Annotated in this window: 14 protein-coding genes; 7 read left to right on the top strand and 7 right to left on the bottom strand. The window is 72.0% G+C overall.

Going from position 1 to position 15648, the window contains the following annotated elements; genetic code table 11:
* Positions 1 to 89 precede the first annotated feature (89 nt).
* Together ACZ5WK_RS37440 and ACZ5WK_RS37435 are read left to right on the top strand one after the other, a co-directional pair.
* Complete coding sequence (locus tag ACZ5WK_RS37440; protein WP_465554568.1) at positions 90 to 1451, top strand: M14 family metallopeptidase; 1362 nt, start codon at positions 90 to 92, stop codon at positions 1449 to 1451.
* A gap of 387 nt (positions 1452 to 1838) precedes the next feature.
* The gene (locus ACZ5WK_RS37435) at positions 1839 to 2435 is read left to right on the top strand and encodes a class I SAM-dependent methyltransferase (RefSeq protein WP_465554567.1); all 597 of its coding nucleotides are present in this window, start codon (positions 1839 to 1841) and stop codon (positions 2433 to 2435) included.
* Between the two features lie 383 nt (positions 2436 to 2818).
* Here ACZ5WK_RS37435 and ACZ5WK_RS37430 read toward each other — a convergent pair whose 3' ends face one another.
* Entirely contained in the window at positions 2819 to 3817 is a 999-nt protein-coding gene (locus ACZ5WK_RS37430; protein WP_465554565.1) for an RNA-guided endonuclease InsQ/TnpB family protein, read from the bottom strand.
* A gap of 208 nt (positions 3818 to 4025) precedes the next feature.
* Here ACZ5WK_RS37430 and ACZ5WK_RS37425 point away from each other — a divergent pair, with 208 nt between their 5' ends.
* Both ACZ5WK_RS37425 and pntB read left to right on the top strand, forming a co-directional pair.
* A complete protein-coding gene (locus ACZ5WK_RS37425; protein ID WP_465554596.1) occupies positions 4026 to 5594 on the top strand; it encodes a Re/Si-specific NAD(P)(+) transhydrogenase subunit alpha in 1569 nt (522 codons plus the stop codon).
* 5 nt (positions 5595 to 5599) lie between these two features.
* A complete protein-coding gene (pntB, locus tag ACZ5WK_RS37420; protein WP_396320395.1) occupies positions 5600 to 7075 on the top strand; it encodes a Re/Si-specific NAD(P)(+) transhydrogenase subunit beta in 1476 nt (491 codons plus the stop codon).
* A 237-nt stretch (positions 7076 to 7312) separates the two neighbouring features.
* On the opposite strand, the gene ACZ5WK_RS37415 is transcribed toward pntB, so the two are convergent.
* Together ACZ5WK_RS37415 and ACZ5WK_RS37410 are read right to left on the bottom strand one after the other, a co-directional pair.
* Positions 7313 to 8353 carry an NAD(P)-dependent alcohol dehydrogenase gene (locus tag ACZ5WK_RS37415; RefSeq protein ID WP_465554563.1) on the bottom strand — a complete coding sequence of 347 codons (1041 nt, stop codon included), beginning with the start codon at positions 8351 to 8353 and terminating at the stop codon, positions 7313 to 7315.
* A 236-nt stretch (positions 8354 to 8589) separates the two neighbouring features.
* Positions 8590 to 8982, bottom strand: coding sequence for a hypothetical protein (locus tag ACZ5WK_RS37410; protein ID WP_465554561.1), 393 nt, complete (start codon positions 8980 to 8982; stop codon positions 8590 to 8592).
* A gap of 302 nt (positions 8983 to 9284) precedes the next feature.
* Between ACZ5WK_RS37410 and ACZ5WK_RS37405 the strand changes: the two genes are divergently transcribed.
* Both ACZ5WK_RS37405 and ACZ5WK_RS37400 read left to right on the top strand, forming a co-directional pair.
* Positions 9285 to 10508 carry an MFS transporter gene (locus ACZ5WK_RS37405; RefSeq protein WP_465554559.1) on the top strand — a complete coding sequence of 408 codons (1224 nt, stop codon included), beginning with the start codon at positions 9285 to 9287 and terminating at the stop codon, positions 10506 to 10508.
* A 95-nt stretch (positions 10509 to 10603) separates the two neighbouring features.
* A complete protein-coding gene (locus tag ACZ5WK_RS37400) occupies positions 10604 to 11176 on the top strand; it encodes a MepB family protein (protein ID WP_465554557.1) in 573 nt (190 codons plus the stop codon).
* A 333-nt stretch (positions 11177 to 11509) separates the two neighbouring features.
* On the opposite strand, the gene ACZ5WK_RS37395 is transcribed toward ACZ5WK_RS37400, so the two are convergent.
* The 3 genes from ACZ5WK_RS37395 to ACZ5WK_RS37385 all read right to left on the bottom strand — a co-directional run bounded on the left by ACZ5WK_RS37395 (position 11510) and on the right by ACZ5WK_RS37385 (position 13909).
* On the bottom strand, positions 11510 to 12901 hold the full coding sequence (locus tag ACZ5WK_RS37395) for an amidase (protein ID WP_465554555.1): 1392 nt from the start codon (positions 12899 to 12901) through the stop codon (positions 11510 to 11512).
* Positions 12888 to 13097 carry a hypothetical protein gene (locus tag ACZ5WK_RS37390; protein WP_465554594.1) on the bottom strand — a complete coding sequence of 70 codons (210 nt, stop codon included), beginning with the start codon at positions 13095 to 13097 and terminating at the stop codon, positions 12888 to 12890. The genes ACZ5WK_RS37395 and ACZ5WK_RS37390 overlap by 14 nt, the downstream gene beginning before the upstream one ends.
* Before the next feature lie 365 nt (positions 13098 to 13462).
* Positions 13463 to 13909 (bottom strand): anthrone oxygenase family protein, encoded by a 447-nt coding sequence (locus tag ACZ5WK_RS37385; RefSeq protein ID WP_465554553.1) that lies wholly within the window; start codon positions 13907 to 13909, stop codon positions 13463 to 13465.
* Between the two features lie 91 nt (positions 13910 to 14000).
* Here ACZ5WK_RS37385 and ACZ5WK_RS37380 point away from each other — a divergent pair, with 91 nt between their 5' ends.
* The gene (locus tag ACZ5WK_RS37380; RefSeq protein ID WP_465554551.1) at positions 14001 to 14579 is read left to right on the top strand and encodes a TetR/AcrR family transcriptional regulator; all 579 of its coding nucleotides are present in this window, start codon (positions 14001 to 14003) and stop codon (positions 14577 to 14579) included.
* A 347-nt stretch (positions 14580 to 14926) separates the two neighbouring features.
* On the opposite strand, the gene ACZ5WK_RS37375 is transcribed toward ACZ5WK_RS37380, so the two are convergent.
* Positions 14927 to 15562, bottom strand: a complete 636-nt coding sequence (locus tag ACZ5WK_RS37375) for a TetR family transcriptional regulator (protein ID WP_465554549.1) — start codon at positions 15560 to 15562, stop codon at positions 14927 to 14929.
* Between the last annotated feature and the right edge of the window lie 86 nt (positions 15563 to 15648).

Below are 15648 nucleotides of genomic sequence, written 5' to 3'. Positions count from 1 at the left end.
ACTCATGACACTGACGGACCATCATGCTGGCGCGCGCCGCAGTTCCTCCCCTGCTCCGTCCCTACGGACCCCCCCACAGGAGGACAGTCATGCGACTGCCCCGCCGAGGGAAGCCCGCCGCGGTCACCGCCGTGCTGCTGGCCCTCGCACTCGCCTCGCCGCTCACCACGCGGGTCGCCGCCCAGCCGGTCGCCGGCGACACCGTCGCCGCGGCCGAAGCCGCGGGCGACACCGCCCGTCAGTACCTCCTCGACGGCCCCCGCACGGTCGCCGAACGCAGCGCCGTCGCCGCCACCGGCGCCTCCGTCGACGCCGTCCGGCCCGACTCGGTGGTGGTCACCGCCACGCCCGCCGAACTCGCCCGCCTGCGCGCGCTCGGCTGGTCCCCCACCGCGCTGCCGGGGCCCCGGTACGGCGTCGAGGACAGCCGGGAGAGCACGGCCGCAGGCCTGTACGACTTCCCGCCCGCCGACTCCGGGTACCACAACTACGCCGAGGCCGCCGCCGACATCGACGCCGTCGTCGCCGCGCACCCCGACATCATGAGCAAGCGCGTGATCGGCACCTCCTACGAGGGCCGCCCGATCGTCGCCGTCAAGATCAGCGACAACGTCGGCACCGACGAGAACGAGCCCGAGGTGCTGTTCACCGCCCACCAGCACGCGCGCGAGCACCTCACCGTCGAGATGGCGCTCTACCTGCTGCACGAGTTCGGCGACAAGTTCGCCACCGACAGCCGGATCGCCGACGCCGTCAACAGCCGCGAGATCTGGGTGATCCCCGACCTCAACCCGGACGGCGGCGAGTACGACATCGCCACCGGCCGCTACCGCAGCTGGCGCAAGGACCGCCAGCCCAACGCCGGCAGCCGCAACGTCGGCACCGACCTGAACCGCAACTGGGACTACAAGTGGGGCTGCTGCGGCGGCTCCTCCGGCTCCACCTCCAGCGAGACCTACCGGGGCGCCGCGCCCGAGTCCGCCAAGGAGACCAAGGTGGTCGCCGACTTCGTCCGCTCCCGGGTGGTGGGCGGCAAGCAGCAGATCACCGCGGCCATCGACTTCCACACCTACAGCGAGCTGGTGCTCTGGCCGTTCGGCTGGACCACCGCGGACACGGCCACCGGGATGACCGCCGACGAGGCCAACACCTTCGCCACCCTCGGCCGGAGCATGGCCGGCACCAACGGCTACACGCCCGAACAGTCCAGCGACCTCTACATCACCGACGGCGCGATCGACGATTGGCTGTGGGGCGCGCAGCGGATCTTCGCCTACACCTTCGAGATGTATCCGGGCCCGAACGGCAGCAGCGGCTTCTACCCGCCGGACGAGGTGATCGGACGGGAGACCAGCCGCAACCGCGAGGCCGTGCTGCGGCTGGTGGAGACCGCCGACTGCATGTTCCGGGTGATCGGCAAGCAGCAGCAGTACTGCGGCATCACCACCTGAGCTCCCGGCCCCCCGACAGCCCGGCCTCGCCCGTCCGGCGCGCCGCCGCACCCCACGCGGCGGCGTCGCCGACGGGGTCCGCCCGGTCCGCGACACGCGGGCAGGAACGTCCCTGCGCTCCGTACCCGCCGGTTCCCGGTGCAATGGACCGGACGCGGCGCACCGTCGAAAGGGGTTTCCGGATGGAGGCAGGGACTGCGGAGCCGGGGCCCGTCCGGGTGCTGGACGTCTCCGGCGCCGCCTACCGTCGTGCCTTCGAGCTGTTCCTCGCCGGCACCGGCGAGAAGCTCCGTACCCACGCCCGGCTGGACCAGGTCGTCGCCGGGCTGGAGCACCGCCGGGTGTTGCTGGACGTGGGCGCGGGCGAGGGCCGGACCACCGCACACCTTGGGGCGGTTCTTCGAACGGACGGTGGCCGTCGAGCCCAGTGCCGCGATGCGCGAAAGGCTGCGCCTGGCCTGTCCCGACGCCCTGGTCCTGCCGGAGCCGATCGACGAGGCGCAGCCGCCCGGGCCGGCGGACCTGGTCCACCTTTCGCACGTGCTCTACTACGTGCCGGAGGAGGACTGGCTGCGCACGGTCGGCACGGTCCTCGGTTGGACGGTGCCCGGCGGCACCCTGGTGGTGATGCTCCAGAACCCGGACAGCCCGTGCATGCGGATGGCCGAGCACTTCACCGGAGTCCGTTACGACCTGCGGCCGCTGGCCGACCGCCTGCGCGAGCGGGAGCCGGCCCACGAGTACACGCTGGAGACGCTCGACCTCCGCTACCGGGCCGACCGCCCGGAGGAGGCGGTGGACGTCGCCGAGTTCATGGTGAACGTGGCCGACTTGGCCGCCATGGAGCCGCGGCCGGACCGCACCGAGCTGACCGCCTACGTCCGGCGTCACTTCGCCCGGCCGGACGGCTCGTTCGTCATCGGCCACACCCAGGACATGCTGACCGTCCGGCGGGCTCGGCCGGCCGGCCGGCCGGCCGGGTGAGGCTCGCGTGGTGAGGCGGTCGGTCGGCTGAAGTCCCGGCCCCCGCCTGACCTTTGCCCTCCTGGCGACAGTCGTCCGCCGGGAGCCGTGCTCGCTCCCCCACGGCGTGCGCCCCCGAGTGGTCCCTGGCAGGTCAATCCGCGGCCGCTGCAACGCCCGGCACGTGACCCGGCTCTTCCGACAGGCCGCGAACAGGTGAAGCATGTCACGGCCTCGCCCCGTCCCCCCCACCGGGTCGGGGCAGGTAGGTTCCTGCGTCCAAGGGGAGGACACTCCCCCTTGGACGCAGATCCCACCGTCAACAACTCCTCCGACGAGAGAGGCACGATTGACATCCTCCCGGCGCTGAAGCGCGGGGATTCCTGGCTCACTTCGCCTGGCACCTAGCAGGTGGCAGGGCTTACAAGATCAGCACCAGCCGGGTTGAGACCAGCCCGGACGAGCATCACGCGGGCGGAGTTCTTGTCCCGTGGGGACGAGACTCCGCACGCGGTGCACGTGTAGGTCCTTTCGGAAAGGGGAAGTGCGTGCTTGGCTCTCGCTCCGCAGGGCGCGCAGTCCATCGTGGTGTGCGCGGTGTGGACAAGGTGCACGGTGCGCCCGTGCTTACGGGCCATCTCGATCAGCGCGGCCTTGGTCGCACCGATCGCCGCATCGGCCGCCTTGCGGGCCATCGTGGTCCCGGCAAGGAACGTCGGCCGGAAGTCCTCCACCGCGATGTGGTCGTGGTCCCGCACCACGGACTTCGCCCACTTGCGGCCGGTGTCCTGCCGCTGCCGGGCGATCTTCCTGGACACCCTCGCGGCCTGTTCGCGGGCCTTCCTGTACCCCTTGGTGTCCGGCTTGTTCTTCGGGGTCCGTCGACGCGCCATCATCCGCTGGTAGCGGGCAAGACGCTGCGCCGCGATCCTGCCGTGCTCTGCGTGGGGGAGGTCGTGGGCGTCACTGGTGGTGGTCGCGGTCTCCTTCACACCCCAGTCGACACCAATCACGCGGCCGGTGACCGGAAGCGGCTGCGTCTCGGCGACGACGACGAACGAGCAGTACCAGTGACCGAGGCCGTCCCGGTACACCCGCACCGACGACGGAGCGGGCGGCAGGTCACGCGACCACACCACCGTCAGCACGATGCCGCCGGCCAGGTGCAGACGGCCGTCCTTCAGCCGGAACCCGCGCGTGGTGTGGTTCAGCGTGGGCAGTGCCTCACGCTCTCGCTTGACGCGGGGCATCCCGGCCCGCCGGCGCACCGGAACCTTCGCCTTGATGTCCTTGAGCGCCTTCGCACGGGACTTGGCGAAGTCCCGGATGACCTGCTGCTGCGGCACCGAAGCGCCCTCGCGGAGCCACGCCATCGACTGGCGGGCCGTAGGTGTACCGGGCATGCCCGGTGTCCTCCACAACCTGTCGCACCGTCATGTCGGGCAACCTACAGCCACCCACTGACAATGGAAGAAAGCACAGGTCACAGCAGATGAGCAAAGCGCTCCGCCGCTACGCGGCCCCGAGCCAAGGACCCTCCCCCACCCTCCGGGCGGGGGGACCCACATCTCCCCGGCCTGAAGGCCGGAGCCTCCTGGGAGAAGTCAGGTGATATCTGCACAGGACACCGCGCACCACCCCCCGCGGCGCATCGGTGTGGTCGCCGAGTCGGCCACCGGGGAGACCCGCGTCGCCGCGACACCGTCGACGGTGCGCGCGCTGCTCGCGCTCGGCTACGAGGTCGTCGTCGAGTCCGAGGCGGGCGCGGCCTCCGGCTTCACCGACGAGGCCTACGCCGAGTCGGGCGCGCACATCGGGGACGCCTGGGCGGCCGACATCGTCCTGAAGGTCAACGCCCCGTCGACCGGGGAGATCGCCCGGTTGCGTGACGGCTCGACCCTGGTCGGTCTGCTCGCTCCGGCGCAGCGGCCCGAACTGCTGGAGGCGCTCGCGTCGCGCCCGGTCACCGCCCTGGCGCTGGACGCGGTGCCACGGATCTCGCGTGCGCAGTCGATGGACGTGCTCAGTTCGATGGCGAACATCGCCGGGTACCGTGCCGTGATCGAGGCGGCGCACGTGTTCGGCCGCTTCTTCACCGGGCAGGTGACGGCCGCGGGCAAGGTCCCTCCGGCGAAGGTGCTCGTGGCCGGTGCCGGCGTGGCCGGGCTCGCCGCCATCGGCGCCGCCTCCAGCCTGGGGGCGATCGTCCGGGCGACCGACCCCCGGCCTGAAGTCGCCGACCAGGTACGGTCGTTGCGCGGTGAGTACCTCGCCGTGAACGTCGCCCAGGAGGCCGGCACCGACGGCTACGCCAAGGCGACGTCCGCCGACTACGACCGTGCCGCGGCCGAGCTCTACCACGAGCAGGCCAAGGACGTGGACATCATCGTCACCACCGCGCTGATCCCCGGGCGGCCCGCCCCGCGCCTGCTCACCGCTGCGGACGTGGCGGCGATGAAGCCCGGCAGCGTCATCGTCGACATGGCGGCCGTCCAGGGCGGCAACGTCGAGGGCACCGTCGCGGGCCGCACGGTGGTCACCGGCAACGGCGTCACCATCATCGGCTTCACCGATCTCGCGTCCCGCCTGCCCGCGCAGGCGTCACAGCTGTTCGGCACCAACCTGGTCAACCTGCTCAAGCTGCTGACGCCCGGCAAGGACGGGCAGCTGGTCGTCGACTTCGACGACGTCGTCCAGCGCGCGGTGACCGTGGTCCGGGACGGCGAGATCACCTGGCCGCCGCCGCCGGTCGCCGTCTCGGCCGCTCCCGCCGCGCAGCCCGCCGCCGCTCCCGCGGTCGTCGAGCCGAAGCCGCCCCGGCTCACCACGGCGGCCCGCTTCGGCCTGATCGGCGTCGGCATGCTGGCGCTGTTCGCGCTGGTCGCCTTCGCCCCCGCACAACTCGCCCAGAACTTCACGGTGTTCGCGCTCGCAGTGGTCATCGGCTACTACGTCATCGGCAAGGTCCACCACGCCCTGCACACCCCGCTGATGTCGGTGACCAATGCGATCTCAGGGATCGTGGTGATCGGCGCCCTGCTGCAGATCGGGCACCGGAGCACGCTCGTCACCGTGCTCTCCTTCGTGGCGATCCTGCTGACGAGCGTGAACATCTTCGGCGGCTTCGCCGTCACCCGTCGCATGCTGAGCATGTTCTCGACGTCCCCCGAAAGGCGCTGAGCCCGATGACTTCCACGACGGCCGCCCACGCCGCGGACCTGGTCGCCGCCCTGCTGTTCATCCTCAGTCTGGCGGGGCTGTCCCAGCACCGCACCTCCCGCGCCGGCGTCGCCTACGGCATCGCCGGCATGGCCCTCGCCCTGGTCGCCACCGTCGTGGTGGCGTCCCGGAGCATCACCGCGGGCGCGGTCGCCCTGATCGTCGTCGCGATGGTGCTGGGCGGCGCGATCGGCCTGTGGCGGGCACGACAGGTCGAGATGACGCAGATGCCGGAGCTCATCGCCGTCCTGCACAGCTTCGTCGGCCTGGCCGCGGTGCTGGTCGGCTGGAACAGCTACCTGGAGGTCGAGTCGCAGGGCTCGGCACAGGACGCCGTCCCGGCCGACCTGCTGGGCATCCACCACGCCGAGGTGTTCATCGGCATCTTCATCGGAGCGGTCACCTTCACCGGCTCGATCGTCGCCTTCCTCAAGCTGTCCGCCCGGATCGCCTCGCGTCCGCTGGTGCTGCCCGGCAAGAACGGGCTGAACCTGGGCGCGCTCGCCGCGTTCGTGGCGCTGACGGTCTGGTTCACCGTCAGCCCCGGCCTCGGCCTGATGATCGCGGTCACCGTGCTCGCCCTCGCGCTGGGCTGGCACCTGGTCGCCTCGATCGGCGGCGGCGACATGCCCGTCGTCGTCTCCATGCTCAACAGCTACTCCGGCTGGGCCGCGGCGGCCGCCGGGTTCCTGCTCGACAACAACCTGCTCATCGTCACCGGCGCATTGGTCGGCTCCTCGGGTGCTTACCTGTCCTTCATCATGTGCAAGGCGATGAACCGCTCGTTCCTCTCCGTCATCGCCGGCGGCTTCGGCATCGAAGCCCCCTCCGGCGGGGAGGAGGAGCAGGGTGAGCACCGCGAGATCCGCGCCGAGGAGGCGGCACGTCAGCTCGCACAGGCCCGGTCCGTCGTCATCACCCCCGGCTACGGCATGGCGGTGGCGCAGGCGCAGCACCCGGTCGCCGAGCTCACCCGACGGCTGCGCGAGCGCGGCGTCGACGTCCGCTTCGGCATCCACCCCGTCGCCGGACGCCTGCCCGGTCACATGAACGTGCTGCTCGCCGAGGCGAAGGTGCCCTACGACATCGTCCTGGAGATGGACGAGATCAACGACGACTTCGCCGACACCTCCGTCGTTCTCGTCATCGGTGCCAACGACACCGTCAACCCGGCCGCCACCGACGACCCTTCCAGCCCCATCGCCGGCATGCCGGTGCTGCGGGTGTGGGAGGCGGAGCAGGTGATCGTGTTCAAGCGGTCCATGGCCTCCGGTTACGCGGGGGTCCAGAACCCGCTGTTCTTCCGCGAGAACAGCGGGATGCTCTTCGGGGACGCCAAGCAGAGCGTCGATGAGATCCTGCACTTCCTCGACGCCGACGACCGGGGCCGGCAGGCACCGGCCGCCCGGCCGACCACGGCGGGCGACCGGGCCTCCGTGTAGGGCCGCAGGCGTGGGAGTCGGCCGGGTCCCGCACCCGGCCGACCGCCCGGCGTGCCGGGGCTGGGAGGTTCCGGCGCCCCGCACCCCACCGATCCGACCTTCCGATCCGCCCCATCCGATCCGCTCCGGCCCGGCCGGGGCGGATCGTCGGCTGTCGGCGTCTCCGCCGCCGCCCGTACCGGGTCGCTGCGGCCGGCGGGCTCCCCAACTCCCGGTGACGTGCCCTCGGGCTCGCCGTCAGATGGTGGCCGTGTCGATGACGAAGCGGTAGCGCACGTCGCTCGCGCGAACCCGCTCGTAGGCGCCGTTGATCTCGTCCGCACGGATCAGCTCGATCTCGGCGCCCACCCCGTGCTCGGCGCAGAAGTCCAGCATCTCCTGGGTCTCGGCGATGCCGCCGATGCCCGAGCTGCTCATGCTGCGGCGGTTGCCGGACATCGCCTGGAGCTCGATCTGCACCGGCTCCTCCGGGAGTCCGAGGTTCACCATGGTCCCGTCCGTGCCCAGCAACGACATGTAGGCGGCGAAGTCGAGCGGGGCGGAGACGGTGTTGAGGATGATGTCGAACCTGCCTGCCAGCTCCTCGAAGGTCTTCGGGTCACTGGTGGCGTGGTAGTGGTCGGCGCCCAGCCTCAGGCCGTCGTCCTTCTTGCGCAGGGACTGCGACAGGACGGTGACCTCGGCACCGAGCGCGTGGGCGATCTTCACCCCGACGTGGCCGAGACCGCCGAGGCCGACGATCGCGACCTTCTTACCGGGGCCGGCCTTCCAGTGCCGCAGCGGCGAGTAGGTGGTGATGCCGGCGCACATCAGCGGGGCGGCCACGTCCAGGGAGAGGCCGTCCGGGATGTGCACGACGTAGTTCTCGTCGACGACGACCTTCTGCGAGTAGCCGCCGTAGGTGGGCCGCCCGTCCTTGCCGACGGCGTTGTACGTCCAGACCGGGCCCTTGGCGCAGTACTGCTCCAGGCCCGCCCTGCAGTTGTCGCACTCGCGGCAGGTCTCGACCATGCAGCCGACGCCCACCCGGTCGCCGGCCCTGAACTTCGTCACGCCGGGGCCGGCCTCGGAGACGACGCCCGCGATCTCGTGGCCGGGCACCATCGGGAAGATGGCCTCGCCCCAGCCCGCGCGGGCCTGGTGGATGTCGGAGTGGCAGATGCCGACGAACGCGATGTCGATCAGTACGTCGTGCTCCCCGACCGCGCGACGCTCGATGGTCGTCCGCTCCAGCGGGGCCTTCGCGGCGGGCGCGGCGTAGGCGGCAACGGTGGTCATGGCAGGGGTCCTCCTCGAGACGGGCGACGAACGCACTGAGGTGGGAGGCGACCCGGTCGGGCACCTCCCGTGGCAGGGGGCGGCCGGTGCCGCCGGGACCGGTGCGGGTGCGGCGGGGCTCCGGGGATGCAGGTGCCGGCCCGGGAGCCGGGGCGGGCCCGCCGGCGGCGGCCGGAGGCCCGCACCGTCCGGGCGCCGCGGCGGAGCGCCGTCACCCCGCCGCGGCGGCCCGTGTCTCAGGCCGCGCTCGGACGCAGCGCGTCGGTGGTCATCGCCGCCGTGCCGGAGGCGCCGTTGTAGGAGCCGACGGTGGCGTCGTTTCCGGCGTTGATGATGTCGTCCCCGGCGACCTGGTTGCCGTCGCCGACGATGACCGTGCCGTAGTTGCCTCCCGCGGCCTGGGCGGCATCCAAGGCGCCGCCCGCCACGGCCCCCGAACCGTTGTAGGAGCCGACGGTGGCATCGTTTCCGGCGTTGATGACGTCGTAGCCGGCGACCTGATTGTCGTTGCCGACGATCACCGTCCCGTGGTTGCCGCCGGAGACGACGTCTGCGCTGGCGACGGTCGGCACGACGGCGATTCCGACGGCGGCGAGCAGGACCGGCAACCACGTGGTGCGACGCTTCATGGAGGTTCTCCGCTTCTGTCAGCAAATATCCCTGGATGGGCGAGGGCGACAGTAGGCGCGCCCCCGGAGTGTCGGGCCGTGTTCCGCCGGTCGGCGGCGTGTCGGGTGCACCACCGACCGCTCCCCGCCCGGACCCACGCCGTCCGGTGCCCGGCGCACGTTGCCGGCCGGCCGCCGGCGGTGCTCGTGCCGTGGTGCCGCGCCGGCTGGGAGCGCTCCTCAGGTGGCGGATGACGGCCATCCGGCGCAGCACGACCCTGCCGGGCCCCGGCCCGGCGGCGCCGGGCGCCTACCGTGGGCGGATGACTGATCGTCGGGCCGGTCGGACTGCCGCCGGCCGGTCGGGCTACCTCGGAGCCGCCGCCGCCTTCGCCGTCTGCATGGCGGGCACCACCCTGCCCACCCCGCTGTACGGGCTCTACCAGCAGGAGATCGGCTTCTCCGAGCTCATGGTGACGGTCGTGTTCGCCGTCTACGCCTTCGGAGTCATCGGCGTCCTGCTGCTCGTCGGCAACGTCTCCGACTCCGTCGGACGCCGGCCCGTCCTGCTCTGCGGGCTGGCACTCGCGGCCTGCAGCGCCGTCGCCTTCCTCGCCGAGGGGGGCCTGCCGCTGCTCTGCCTGGGCCGGCTGTTGTCCGGCCTGTCGGCAGGCCTGTTCACCGGCACCGCCACCGCGTACGTACTGGAGCTCGCCCCGCCCGCGCGCCGGGCCCGCGCCGGCTTCGTCGCGACCGCCGCCAACATGGGCGGCCTGGGCTGCGGGCCGCTGATGTCGGGGCTGCTCTCCGAGTACGCTCCCGATCCCCTCGTCCTGCCGTTCGTCGTCCACCTCGTGCTGGTCGCCGCGTCGTTCACGGTGACCTGGTTCCTGCCGGAGACGGTCGCCGGGGCCCGCCCGCTGCGCACCGCCCGTCCGCAGCGGCCCTCCCTGCCGGCGGAGGTCCGCGGGGTGTTCGTCCCGGCGGGGATCGCCGCCTTCGCCGGCTTCGCCCTGCTGGGTCTGTTCACCTCGGTCAGCCCCGCCTTCCTGGCCCAGAGCCTGGGCATCCACAACCGCGCGGTCGTCGGCCTCATCGTCTTCGCGGCCTTCTTCGCCTCCACCCTCGGCCAGCTCCTGGTGCCCCGGCTGGGCACCGCGCGGGCGATCCCGCTGGGCTGCCTGGTGCTGATCGCCGGACTGGCCCTGCTGGCCGCCTCGCTCGCGTGGACCACCCTGCCGCCGCTGGTGCTCAGCGCCCTGGTGGGCGGCGCGGGCCAGGGCATGGGCCTGCGCGGAGCCGTGGGCGAGGTCGCGGCCGTCGCTCCCGCCGAGCGCCGCGGCGGCGCCCTCTCGATGCTCTTCGTGGTCGCCTACTTCGGCATCTCCATCCCGGTCATCGGGGTCGGCCTGCTCAGCGAAGCGCTCGGCCTGGCAGACGCCGGCCTGGTGTTCACGGCCTGCATGGCCGTCCTCGCCGCCGCCTCCGGGATCTACCTGCTGCACCGGGCCGCGCCGGCGCCCGAACCGACCCGTCCCGGTGCGTGACCGTCTCCGGTGGGCGGGCCCTCGGAACGCCTCGACGGAGCCACGGCCCGGGTGGCGGCCGACGATCCTCCGAGCACCCGTGACAGGGTGGACGGATGACGACCGACCGCGACCACTCACCCGCTCTCCGACCCGACGGCTTCACCCCGTGGTCGGACACCACCGCGGCCCACAGCGATCTCCTGGCGGCGAAGACGCTGGTCTACGACCCCTGCGGGTTCATCTGCTCGCAGCCGGTGCCCGAAGCCGAGAGCGCGGAGTACGCCGCCCACGAGTTCACCCTCGACGGCCGCTCCGTCCGGTTCCGCGCGGCGAAGACGACCCCCACCAAGGCCGGACAGTTCGTCACCGTGTGGAAGAGGTCCCCCGGCGGGCCCATCCAGCCCTACGACGCCGCGGACCCCGTCGACCTCTTCGTCGTCAGCAGCCGCGACGGTCACCACTTCGGCCAGTTCGTCCTTCCCATGGACGCGCTCCGCCGGCACGGTGTCGTGTCGGCGGACGGTGCCGGCGGGAAACGCGCCTTCCGCGTCTACCCGCCCTGGGTGACCACCACCAACCGCCAGGCCGGCAGCGCACAGGCCTGGCAGCTGGAGCACTTCCTGTCCCTGGACGAGGACGGGCCCCTCGACTCCGCCCGCGCCCGTGGGCTCTACCACCCCGAGTAACGCAACCGCATCTGTCGTTACCGATGGCGCTCGGCGTCGCTGGTATGAGTGCGCGGCGATGAGCTGACTGTCGATCAGACGGAAGATTTCCAGATCGGCACGAGCGGATCTACGACTGGGCCCCTGTCGCGATCCGACCGGTGCGGGAGGACGGTTTCGGGCACTGGGTCCTGGCCCGCCGCTCCCACGACAAGCGCCGAGGCCACAACCCCCAGATGCGACTGCAGCATTAAAGCATCATCGTTGCGTTTAGGGGTCCGCGTCGGAGGCGGACGGCCCATGGTCCGGGCCGGCGGGTTCCACCCGGCCCGCACGCCCGCCCGCGCACCGTGCTCAGGCCACCGGGGCGAGTTCCCGAACCGGCTGTGACTGCTCGTAGGCATGACCGACCCGCAGCAGCGTGCGCTCACCGAAGGGTCGGCCGAGCAGCTGCATCCCGATCGGCAGGCCCGCCGAGTCGTGGCCGACCGGGAGGGACAGCGCGGGAACCCCGGTGATGTTGGCCGGGGCGGACAGCCGCACGAGGGCATCCGAGACCCCTTCGACCGTGCCGTCGGGCCAGGTGATCGTCGTCTGGTCGGCCGCTGCCGCCGTCATCGGGACCGTCGGGGCGGCGATCACGTCGACCGTCTTCAGGATGCCCGCCCACTCCTGACGCATCAGGGTCCGGGAGCGCTGGGCGCGAAGGTAGTCCCCGGCGGCCATCAGCTCGCCGGCCTCGAGGAGGACGCGGACGTCCGCCTGGTACAGCTCGGGCACCGTGCGCAGGGTGCGCTCGTGGTAGGCGGTGGCCTCCGGCACCATCAGTCCCCACTGGGTGGGCTGGATGTAGCGGGTCATCGGGATGTCGATCTCGACGAGCCGCGCGCCGAGCTCTTCCAACTGCCCGATGGCACGCCGCACGGCGGCCTCCACCTGCGCGTCGAGGTGGTCGAAGTAGTAGTTGCGAGGCAGGCCTACCCGCAGCCCCGTCAGATCCGTACCCGGGCCCGGCCCGTAGTCCACGACCGGGGTGACCACTGAAGCGGGGTCGCGCGCGTCGTGCCCGGTCAGTGCGGTCAGGACCAGAGCCGCATCCTCGACGGTGCGGGTGATCGGGCCGACGTGGTCCAAGGACCAGGACAGGGAAGTGACGCCGTGACGAGGAACGAGACCGTAGGTGGGCTTGAGGCCGACGACCCCGTTGAGCGCGGCGGGCACCCGGATCGAGCCGCCGGTGTCGGTGCCCAGGGAGAAGGCCGCCGCACCCGCGGCGACGGCGACGGCGGACCCGCCGCTCGATCCGCCGGCGATCCGGCCGCGGTCCCAGGCGTTCCTGGTCTGCGGGGTGGTCAGGCCGAAGGCGAACTCGTGGGTGTGCGTCTTGCCGAGCAGGACCGCGCCGGCCGCCGACAGGCGTGCGGCGACCGTGCTGTCGGCCTCCGCGCGGTGACCGGAGCGCACCCGGGAACTGGCCGTGGTGGCCCAGCCGGCGACATCGATCAGATCCTTGAGGCCCATCGGGATACCGTGCAAGGGCCCCCGGTGGCGGCCGTGCGCCTGATCTCGCTCGGCCTGAGCCGCCGCCTCGCGCGCCTGCTCCGCGCCGACCGCCACGTAGGCGTCGAGGAGCGGCTCCACCTTCGCGATACGGCCGAGGACCGAGTCCACCAGCTCGACCGGGGACAACTGCCGGGCGTGGATCGCATCCGCCGCGGCGGCCACGGAAAGCTCATACGGCTGCATCGTGCGCCCCCTCCCCCGCACGGAAGGCGCCGGCGGGCGCGGTGTCCCCGAAGTCCAGCTCCCGCAGAATCCCGACGACGGCGTGGATGTGGTTCGCGGTTGCCGCGATCGCGGCATGACGGTCGGCGGGCAGCTCAAGCCCGGTCCGGGCGGCCCAGCGGGCCGCCTCCGGCGGCGTGAGTTCGACCGCGGTCAGAGGCGTTGACATGGGTGTCCTTCCCGACAGGAGGTGAGCAGCGGAGCGCGCCCCACCAAAAGCCAACGGTTTGCTTTAGGCGACCATAGGCCCTTCGGCGCACTAAAGCAAAGACGTTGCGTTTGCTGCCGATGGGTGGCTCCAGGCCGCCCCAGCCTTCGACTCCATCCCAACGCCGGTAGCTCGAGGGCGTGGTCCGGCGGCTCAGGGCCGGCGGGCAGTAGCGGGGGGCCGCAGGCTTGGCCGGGATCGCAGGTGCGGGCTCTCGGCGGCGGCTGCAGTCCCCGATGCCGGGATGTCGGTGACCCGCTGCCGCCCGGGGAGCGGGGATCGTGCGCCACCGGGCCCGGTGTCGGCCTGCGGGCTCAGGCGAGGGCGGCGACCAGCACGGCGAAGGCGGCGATGAGGACGGCGACGCGGGCGTAGTGGAAGCGGTCCCAGCGCTTCGACTGCTGCTTCCAGTCGGCGGGCCGGTTCTCAGCGGTCCACGTCTTGCTCCGGTTGTTGATCGGGACGAGCAGCACGACCGACATGATCACGCTGACGGCCAGCAGTGCGCCGGCGGTGACGGCGAGGCCGGTGCCGTGGTGGTGCCGTCCGGCGACGGCACAGACCGCGACGAGGACGAGCGAGGTGATGTACCAGACCGGCATCACGGCGCCGAGCATCCGCCCCCCGTGGGCACGGGCGCTCAGGCAGCTGTCGTCCGGGAGGCCGTAGAGGATCGGGTTGATGACGAAGGCGACGGAGAACTCCACCCCCACCATCACGCCGACGACCACGGTGGTGAAGACCTCGAGTGCGTTGAGCATGATGATCCCTCCTGGGATCTAGCGCTGCTAGATGACAAGGCAACGTTAGTACTGCTGCCGCTTGATTGTCTAGCGGTGCTAGAATCGAACCATGTCAGTACAGGAACGCAAGGAACGCGAACGGGCGGAGCGTGAACGCCTCATCGTGGCGACGGCCCGCGAACTCGCCGAGCAGCAGGGCTGGGACGCGGTCACCACCCGTCGGCTCGCCGAGCGCATCGAATACAGTCAGCCCGTCCTCTACAGCCACTTCCGCGGAAAACGCGAGATCATCGGCGCCGTCGCCCTCGACGGCGCCGCCGAGATGGCCGCGGCGCTGCGGGCCGCGGCCTCCGCCGCGGACGGCCCTCGCGACCGGGTCACCGCCCTCGCCCGCACCTACCTCGACTTCGCCGGACGCAACCCGGCGGTCTACGACGCGATGTTCCAGCTCGACGGCGGCCTGGCGTTCGCACAGGAGGACACCCCCGAACCGCTGAAGGACGCCTTCGCCGCCCTGCTGGAAAGCCTCGGCGAGGTCGCCGGGGACGGCGTCCACCCGGGACTGTTCACCGAGGTGTTCTGGGCGGCCCTGCACGGACTGGCGACCCTGACCCGGGCGCGACGGCTCCCGCCGGAGGACACCGAGCGCAGGGTGGAGCTGCTGGTGGACCGGCTCGCCATGGTCTGACACACCACCCCGGCGGGCACGCAGCCGGGATCCCCGGGCCCCGGCTGCGTGCCTCCGGCATCGCCTCCGGTCACTCGCGCCCGCACGGCGCAGCCGCGGACCGCCGGGCCCCGCACCCCGGACGGCCGCCCGCCCCGCAAGCTGCGATGCTCATTGATCACGACCCGATACGCACGCTGGGGCGACCGCCCCGCCGGCCGGCCTCCCCGCACCCCCGCTCCCAGGACGACGCGCCGCAACGGCCCGGGGCAGGGCCGGCCGGGGCCGGGGCGCGGGCAGGGCCGCAACGACCCGGGGTCGGGGCCGGCGCGCGGGCGGGCCACAACGACCCGGGGCCGGCAGCCGGCTCAGAATCCGTGGCCGGCGGCGCCGTCGCGCAGCAGGGCGAACGCCTCGGCCGTCTCCGCGACGGCCTTCGGCGCGACGTCGCCGATGTCCTGCCCTTCGGCGAGCCTGGTCCAGGTGGACCGGGCGAGGACCTGGCGCACCGCCGAGTACTGGGCGGCGACCAGCCGGGCGGCCACGTTCCCGTCCGGGTCCAGCGCCTCGGTGAGCGCGCGGGCGTCGGCGTCGAGATAGTCGAGCAGGTGGAACGAGAGGCTGGGGGTTTCGTAGACCAGCCGGAGGAAGGCCAGCACCTCGGGGTCATCGGTCAGCCCGGTGTTGGGGTCGCGGGCCGCCAGACGATCAAGGTGGTGGCGTTCCAGGGCGTCCAGCGGGGTGAGACCGGCCTCGCGGTCGCGCACGACCCGCGCGGCCTCGCCGAGGTGGTCGGCGAATCGGTGCAGGACCAGCTCCTCCTTGCTCCCGAAGTAGCGGAAGAGGGTGGGCTTGGAAACCTCGGCGGCGGCGGCGATCTCGGCCACCGAGACCTGGTCGAACCCCCGGTCGAGGAACAGGGCGATGGCCACGCCGGCGATGGTCTGCCGGGTGCGCTGCTTCTTGAGGGTCCGCAGACCCGTGTCTGGCTCACTCGGACTCATGCCCAGATCATAACCCGGAGACATTTGTTACTCGGTTGCATTTCTTACTCGGTTGCTGTTCCATGGTGTGTACCGACAAGCCGGAA

It is taken from the genome of Kitasatospora sp. NPDC032757 (genome assembly GCF_055579305.1).
The sequence above is the reverse complement of the archived record's forward strand: the minus strand, read 5'-3'. Positions and strand labels throughout refer to the sequence as shown.

Coding starts and splice junctions, on each gene's coding strand:
- ACZ5WK_RS37440 (WP_465554568.1), top strand. CDS start 90: ATGCGACTGCCCCGCCGAGGGAAGCCCGCCGCGGTCACCGCCGTGCTG.
- ACZ5WK_RS37430 (WP_465554565.1), bottom strand. CDS start 3,817: ATGCCCGGTACACCTACGGCCCGCCAGTCGATGGCGTGGCTCCGCGAG.
- pntB (WP_396320395.1), top strand. CDS start 5,600: ATGACTTCCACGACGGCCGCCCACGCCGCGGACCTGGTCGCCGCCCTG.
- ACZ5WK_RS37415 (WP_465554563.1), bottom strand. CDS start 8,353: ATGACCACCGTTGCCGCCTACGCCGCGCCCGCCGCGAAGGCCCCGCTG.
- ACZ5WK_RS37410 (WP_465554561.1), bottom strand. CDS start 8,982: ATGAAGCGTCGCACCACGTGGTTGCCGGTCCTGCTCGCCGCCGTCGGA.
- ACZ5WK_RS37405 (WP_465554559.1), top strand. CDS start 9,285: ATGACTGATCGTCGGGCCGGTCGGACTGCCGCCGGCCGGTCGGGCTAC.
- ACZ5WK_RS37400 (WP_465554557.1), top strand. CDS start 10,604: ATGACGACCGACCGCGACCACTCACCCGCTCTCCGACCCGACGGCTTC.
- ACZ5WK_RS37395 (WP_465554555.1), bottom strand. CDS start 12,901: ATGCAGCCGTATGAGCTTTCCGTGGCCGCCGCGGCGGATGCGATCCAC.
- ACZ5WK_RS37385 (WP_465554553.1), bottom strand. CDS start 13,909: ATGCTCAACGCACTCGAGGTCTTCACCACCGTGGTCGTCGGCGTGATG.
- ACZ5WK_RS37380 (WP_465554551.1), top strand. CDS start 14,001: ATGTCAGTACAGGAACGCAAGGAACGCGAACGGGCGGAGCGTGAACGC.
- ACZ5WK_RS37375 (WP_465554549.1), bottom strand. CDS start 15,562: ATGAGTCCGAGTGAGCCAGACACGGGTCTGCGGACCCTCAAGAAGCAG.